Source organism: Gammaproteobacteria bacterium (assembly GCA_003696665.1).
Lineage (GTDB): Bacteria > Pseudomonadota > Gammaproteobacteria > Enterobacterales.
Genome location: RFGJ01000445.1, coordinates 1 through 6,667, shown reverse-complemented (window position 1 = coordinate 6,667; position 6,667 = coordinate 1). Strand labels below are relative to the sequence as shown.

Below are 6,667 nucleotides of genomic sequence, written 5' to 3'. Positions count from 1 at the left end.
TTTGTTTTTGGTAGGGTGTGTCAGTTTCGAGGGGAAACGTAGATGAGGTATGAAGCATCATGAATAAAAAACAACTGGCCCTAGCGGTTTGTGTGGCCTTGGGGATGACGGCCTGTCAAAAGTCTGGTGATGAGCCTACTTCGAAATCATCTGAAGGAGTGGCTCGCTCTGAAGTGAGGTCGAAAGCGGAGGCGAAGGTGGTGAATCCGTTAATGCAGGAGAGCACGCTGCCTTATCATGTGCCGCCGTTTGACCAAATCAAGGTTGAGCATTTTATGCCAGCCTTTGAAAAGGGCATGGCGGAACATAAGAAAGAAGTCGAGGCCATTGCCAACAATCCCGAAGCGCCGACCTTTGAGAATACGCTTGAGGCGCTGGAAAAGAGCGGGGCTTTGCTGAATCGGGTGGCCAATGTGTTCTTTAACCTGACGGGCACCATTTCAAACGAAGAGATTCGCAAGATACAGTCTGAGATTTCGCCCAAGCTGTCTCAGCATCAGGACGACATTTATTTGAATGACAAACTGTTCAAGCGTATTGAAGCGATTTATGAACAACGTGAATCGCTCAAAGATCCAGAGCAGCGCCGCCTGGCAGAAGTGACCTATCAAAACTTTGTGCTTGCAGGCGCCAAATTGACGCCTGAGCAAAAGCAAAGGGTGCGTGAACTGAACACGCAGATTAGTCAGTTGACGACAGAGTTTGCGCAAAACCTGCTGAAAGCCACCGAAAAACGTGCGGTTCTGGTGACCGATAAAAAAGAACTGGCTGGGTTAAGCGAAGACGAGATTGCCAACCTGGCCGCAGCAGCTAAGGTGGCTGGCAAGGAAGGTTATCTGATCACTTTGAAAAATACGACTCGGCATGCGCTGTTGAGCAAGCTTGAAAATCGCGAATTGCGTGAGCGTCTGTTCCGTGCTTCTGCTGAGCGTGCGTTGGATGTCAATGGGCCGGTGATTCAGAAACTTGTGAAAGCGCGTGCTGAGAAGGCAAAAATTTTCGGCCAGCCGAACTGGGCAAGCTATAAGTTGCTGAACCAAATGGCCAAAAAGCCGGAAGCCGTGCTGAAAATGCTGGATGATATGGCGCCCAAGGTCGTCGCCAAAGCCAAAGCCGAGGCAAAGGCCATCAAAGCGGTGATGGCGAAAGAGGGCGCGAATTTCGAGCTGGCGCCTTGGGATTGGTTGTATTACGCCGAAAAAGTTCGGCAGGCCAAATATGATCTTGATGAAAGCCAGATCAAGCCCTACTTCGAGCTCAACAACGTGCTTCAGAAAGGCGTGTTTTTCGCCATGAATCAGCTGTTTGGCATTAGCTTCAAAGAGCGCCATGATCTGCCGGTCTATCACCCGGACGTGCGCACCTTTGAAGTATTTGATGCCGATGGCAAGTCAATCGGTCTCTTTTATGCCGATTATTTTGCCCGCGAAGGCAAGCGCGGTGGTGCTTGGATGAACGCGATTGTGCCACAGTCATTTCTGCTCAATCGCAAGCCGGTTGTGGTCAATGTCCTGAATATTCCGAAACCGGCCGAAGGGCAACCAGCTCTGCTGACGTTCGACGAGGTGACCACGATGTTCCACGAGATGGGACATGCCGTGCATGGCTTGTTCTCGCAAGTGAAATATCCCTCACTTGCTGGCACCAATGTCCCGCGTGACTTTGTTGAGTTCCCGTCTCAGTTTGAGGAAGATTGGGCGATTGACCCGAAAGTGATTGCCAACTACGCGAAGCATTATAAAACGGGTGAGCCGATTCCAGCTGACTTGCTGAAAAAAGTGCTGGATTCGCGTAAGTTCAATCAGGGCTTTGACACTTTGGAGTACCTGGAAGCCGCGTTGCTGGACATGGAATGGCATCTGATTTCACCGGAGACAGATGTTTCGGACGTGCCAGGGTTTGAGCGCGCTGCCTTGGAAAAACATGGTGTGTACTACCCACCCGTGCCGCCGCGTTACAAATCGCCGTACTTTGCGCATATTTTCTCGGGCGGTTATTCAGCGGGTTATTATGCTTATCTATGGACCGAAGTGCTGGCGGCAGATGCGTTTGCGTATATGCGCGAGCACGGCGGTTTGACGCGCGAGAATGGCGATCGTTTCCGCAAGGAAATTTTGTCGCGCGGCTTTACCATCGATCCGATGCAGCAATACATCAACTTCCGTGGCAAAGCGCCATCGGTTGACGCATTGTTGATTCGTCGCGGTTTGGTGGATTCGAAGTGATGCGTGAACGGGCATGGGGCCGATGGTGCTCCCGTGCCTGATGTCGTATCGCAAATAAATAAAAAGGGCGGCCAGTGCCGCCCTTTTGCTACATTGTCCCTATGTGCGCGCATCCTGCGAGGATCATCCCTGGAGGCGTCCAGCCTCGTCCCTATTGCCAGATTTCCATATCTGGTGTCGTCCTTAACTGGAGCCTCTTGCTCCTAATCCCGGTCGTCCTTGCCACATCATCCGTTTTGCCAAAACGTCCTGTTTTGGTTCGCCGGGTGTCCAATTGGCGTCTGCGCTCTCCTTGCGCCACCATCCTGGTGCAATGGTTATTCTACGAATTTGGAGAACCGATCATAGTCACCTGTTTTTTACCTGGCATTATCAAACGTGACGCAGTATTCAAAAAAGGCTTTAAAAACAATACGATGCATATTTTCGGCGGGCGTTATCTGAAGAAATCGTGAGGGACAAAGTGAAAAAATGCCACAAATCTGTAAGAGATATCGCACAAATATTCAGGCAAAGGTCGCAAGCAATGTTATCGTGGATTTGGTGAAACAGCCGCAACGCGACCGTTTCAGCCAAGGCAAATGCTTATTCTTTATGTTCGCAAGCCGGGCATGTGCTCAGACCGAGCAATTTATACAGGGGACAAAAACCAATGAGGCCGGTCACAAGTGGTATCACGCCCAACCATCCCCATGGGGTTTTTAGCCCGAAAAAGACTTGCGATATCAAAACGATACCCAGCACGATGCGAATTATTTTGTCAATTTTACCAACATTGGTGTTCATAGTGCCTCCTCCCTTCAGGGATATATATTAGAATATACGAATATGAGTATCGTATGTAAAGGCGATTCACCCTGATCAAGATCAACCCATGACCTGTTTTGTGCGGATCTGCCAGTTGTGTCACAACCCTCAGGCCTGTGCTAAAATTTGCAACCCAAGTCAGTGCGGGCGAAGCCCGGGCTCAATCAACTTGATAGGACGATGATTATGAAGCAACCTGTTCGTGTCGCTGTGACCGGCGCTGCTGGTCAAATTTGTTATTCGCTGCTTTTCCGTATTGCTGCGGGCGAGATGCTCGGTAAAGACCAGCCCGTGATTCTCCAGCTGCTCGAAATTACACCGGCACTGAAAGTACTTGAAGCGGTACGTATGGAGTTAAACGATTGTGCGTTTCCGCTTGTGCATGACATCATTGTCACCGACGACCCGAAAGTGGCTTTTAAAGATGCCGATATTGCTTTGATGGTTGGAGCGAAGCCCCGCGGTCCTGGCATGGAGCGTTCTGATCTCCTGAAAGACAACGGTGTCATTTTTTCGGATCTTGGCAAGGTGATCAATGAAGTGGCCAGCCGCGACGTCAAGATTTGCGTGGTGGGCAACCCAGCCAATACCAATGCCTACATCTTGTTGAAAAACGCGCCTGACATTAATCCGCGCAATGTCACCGCGTTGACTCGTCTTGATCATAATCGTGCTTTGTACCAACTGGCCGAGAAAACTGGGAGGCCAGTGGCTGGCATCCGTAAAATGATTATCTGGGGCAATCATTCTACGACACAGGTTCCTGATATTTCGCACGCCACCGTTGATGGTGTTCCGGCACGTGAACTGGTGGATGATGCCTGGTGGAAAGAGACCTTTATGCCGAAAGTGGCTAAACGTGGTGCTGAAGTGATTGCCGCGCGTGGCTCGTCATCGGCTGCATCGGCGGCGAATGGCGTAATTGATCATATGCGCGACTGGATTCTGGGCACCAATGAAGGTGACTGGGTGTCGATGGCGGTACCGAGTGATGGCAGCTACGGGGTGGAAGAAGGTCTGATTTACTCGTTCCCGGTCGTTTGTCGTCACGGAGACTATGAGATCGTGCGTGATCTTGAGATTTCTGACTTTGTCCGCGAAAAGATGAAAGCGTCGGAAGCAGAGCTGAAATCGGAAGCCGAAACGGTTAAGGACTTGTTCTAAGCGAACAAAAGCTCAGCAAAAACGCCGACTGCAATGGTCGGCGTTTTTGTATTTCTGGTTTGGGCCCAAGTTAAACCTTCCTTTCGAGTAATCTTTGTCGGTACTGAGACGGGGGCGCGCCAAAGTATTCGCGGAAGCTTCGGCTGAAATAACTTATCGAGTTAAACCCAACCTGGTAGGCCACTATGCTTGGCTTTTGCCCTCTGGCCAGCTGTACGGCGGCTTCTTCCAACCGCATTTGTTTGAACAGTGCTGATGGCGATTGGCGATATTTATCCCGACACTGGCGTTGCAGAGTGCGTTCTGAGATCCCCAATGCTGCCGCCAGCCGTTTGGTATTGAAGTGAGCGTCATTTAAGTGCTGGCGTATGGCGGCTTTGATTGGACAACTCGGAGGTTCAACAATGGGAGCTGTCTGGTTTGGCGAGGCAGGTTGTGGCCTATTCTGTTTTATCAAAAGATAGCTGAAGCCTAGGCACATGACTGCAACCCAAGCCGAGCGCATAGGCAGCAGGCTTAATGAAAAAAGATTAAAAGCGTAGCCCAGCGTGTGAAGCATGACCACAAACAAAAGTTGAATAGTGATCATCGTTTTCGTTTCGGTCGGTATGGGCAGCCTCGACCGAGAAGATGGTGCAGTCGCTTTGGCAAGCCACACATAGAATGCGCATGGCAGAAGCGTCAGCCATTGGTTGAGTGTATGGAGCCATGCATTCGGGTGGTAGTAGCTAATAAGTTCGAGTAAATCTGCAAGCCACCATCCGCCCGTGATCAGCAGCCATCCGAGAGGATGGTGATTCGACGAGTCGGAATTTTTGAACACATAAATAGCCAAGAGCAGCAGTGTGGTATCGCCTACTACATAGTACCAAAGGGATGAAAGCCATCCTGCATAGACCTGTGGCTCCAGGGTTGCAGGGATGATCACAAAGTAAACAAAGCTGCCAGCAGTTAATAATACCCAGCTTGTGGCGGGCAATTCGCGGATGAAGCCGATGCGCGACTGCCCGATGATGGTCAGTAACAAAGCAAGAAAGCTGAGAAAGTAGCTGGTATCTTGCAGGAACTACACCGGTTGTGTGCTCCATGTTTCGGGTATAAACGACAGCACCATGCCAAGCGGGAGAAAAACGCCAAATAGAACTTCAACCGTCGGCCATCGGTGTTGTCGCCAGAAGCAGAAGATCCCGTAGCCTGTGAATAAGATAGGCAGTAAGTACATCAGCTGTGAAAAATTGCCCAAATGTTGGCGACTGAATGCATTGAATGTGTACCACGTGGACAGGGCTAAACTCATGAGTATCAACTGTTTCAACCCGTTTTCTTGCATGGGTGTGCTCATTTTTTTTTCGGTCTGGAAACGGACCTCCTTGCCCATCGTGATCGTCCATTGAGAATAGCAAAGTGACAGAGCGATGCAACGACGATCTTGTCGGCGCAAAGTCATGAAGAAAACGTTTTTTTACTGTCGTCAGACGGTCAAGTACAACAAATTGTCGTTTCTGTATTACCTAAGAAAATGGGCCAAGTGCTACAAGAGATTGACACAGGCCATGGGAGGGAGCTCCTGTCCTGCCAGTTCACAATAACGACAACAAACAGGGAAACTGTGATATGAAAAACACGAAATATTCCTTAATGACATTGTCGATTGGTGCCGCGTTGGCTGTGAGTGTTGCGGCGACCACTCAAAGCGAAGAGCGGTATATTGTTAAATTCAAGCCAGGCCACGGGGCCGCTGTACAGTCGGCAATTCGTGCGGCAGGCGGTAAAGTGGCGCTCAGCCTCGATCGGTTTGACGCCAAAGCAGTGTATTTGCCAGCCAAGGCCGTGCAGGCGTTGGCCAATAACCCGAATGTGGAGTATGTCGAGCTTGATGCCAAGCGCTACCCGATGAGTTATTCGGATACGGCTGGTGATCCAATGAAAACAGAAGTGGTGCCTTATGGCATTCCCATGGTGCAGGCTGATCAGTTGGATTATGTCGCAGGTTCAGGCATCAAGGTTTGTATCATCGATTCTGGTCTTGATACCAGTGCGACCGATTTTAATTGGAACAATATCACCGGAAGTAATGAGCCCGGGACAGGGAATTGGTATGAACACGGCGGGCCACACGGGACGCATGTGGCTGGCACCATTGCAGCGCTCGGTGGCAACGGTAAGGGTGTGGTCGGTGTGAATGCCAATGGTGCTATCCCATTGCATATCGTCAAAGTATTTAATGAAAGTGGTTGAGGTTATTCATCTTCTCTAGTGGCTGCGGCAACGACCTGTGTTGATAATGGGGCGAAAGTGATCAACATGAGCTTTGGCGGTAGCATGAAAAGCCGAACGGAAGCGCGCGCTTTTGCTGACTTGGCTGCACAGGGCGTACTCAGCATTGCAGCGGCTGGGAACGATGGGAATAACCGTAACTCGTATCCCGCTTCCTATGATGCTGTCGTGTCTGTCGCTGCACTCGATCACAA

Annotated in this window: 8 protein-coding genes; 5 read left to right on the top strand and 3 right to left on the bottom strand. The window is 50.4% G+C overall.

What is annotated here, in order from left to right; genetic code table 11:
- Positions 1-59 precede the first annotated feature (59 nt).
- A complete protein-coding gene (locus D6694_11105) occupies positions 60-2,225 on the top strand; it encodes a M3 family peptidase (protein RMH39566.1) in 2,166 nt (721 codons plus the stop codon).
- 266 nt (positions 2,226-2,491) lie between these two features.
- Complete coding sequence (locus D6694_11100; GenBank protein RMH39565.1) at positions 2,492-2,680, top strand: hypothetical protein; 189 nt, start codon at positions 2,492-2,494, stop codon at positions 2,678-2,680.
- A 130-nt stretch (positions 2,681-2,810) separates the two neighbouring features.
- On the opposite strand, the gene D6694_11095 is transcribed toward D6694_11100, so the two are convergent.
- A complete protein-coding gene (locus D6694_11095; protein ID RMH39564.1) occupies positions 2,811-3,011 on the bottom strand; it encodes a DUF2892 domain-containing protein in 201 nt (66 codons plus the stop codon).
- Between the two features lie 207 nt (positions 3,012-3,218).
- On the opposite strand from D6694_11095, the gene D6694_11090 reads away from it, so the two are divergent.
- Positions 3,219-4,196 carry a malate dehydrogenase gene (locus D6694_11090; GenBank protein RMH39563.1) on the top strand — a complete coding sequence of 326 codons (978 nt, stop codon included), beginning with the start codon at positions 3,219-3,221 and terminating at the stop codon, positions 4,194-4,196.
- Positions 4,197-4,266: 70 nt separating this feature from the next.
- Here the strand turns inward: D6694_11090 and D6694_11085 are convergent, their stop codons facing one another.
- Both D6694_11085 and D6694_11080 read right to left on the bottom strand, forming a co-directional pair.
- Positions 4,267-5,223 carry an AraC family transcriptional regulator gene (locus D6694_11085; GenBank protein ID RMH39562.1) on the bottom strand — a complete coding sequence of 319 codons (957 nt, stop codon included), beginning with the start codon at positions 5,221-5,223 and terminating at the stop codon, positions 4,267-4,269.
- Positions 5,224-5,262: 39 nt separating this feature from the next.
- The gene (locus D6694_11080) at positions 5,263-5,643 is read right to left on the bottom strand and encodes a hypothetical protein (protein ID RMH39561.1); all 381 of its coding nucleotides are present in this window, start codon (positions 5,641-5,643) and stop codon (positions 5,263-5,265) included.
- Positions 5,644-5,810: 167 nt separating this feature from the next.
- On the opposite strand from D6694_11080, the gene D6694_11075 reads away from it, so the two are divergent.
- Entirely contained in the window at positions 5,811-6,434 is a 624-nt protein-coding gene (locus tag D6694_11075; GenBank protein RMH39560.1) for a hypothetical protein, read from the top strand.
- A gap of 18 nt (positions 6,435-6,452) precedes the next feature.
- Positions 6,453-6,667: peptidase S8 (locus D6694_11070; GenBank protein ID RMH39567.1), on the top strand; the 215-nt coding region annotated here is incomplete at its 3' end.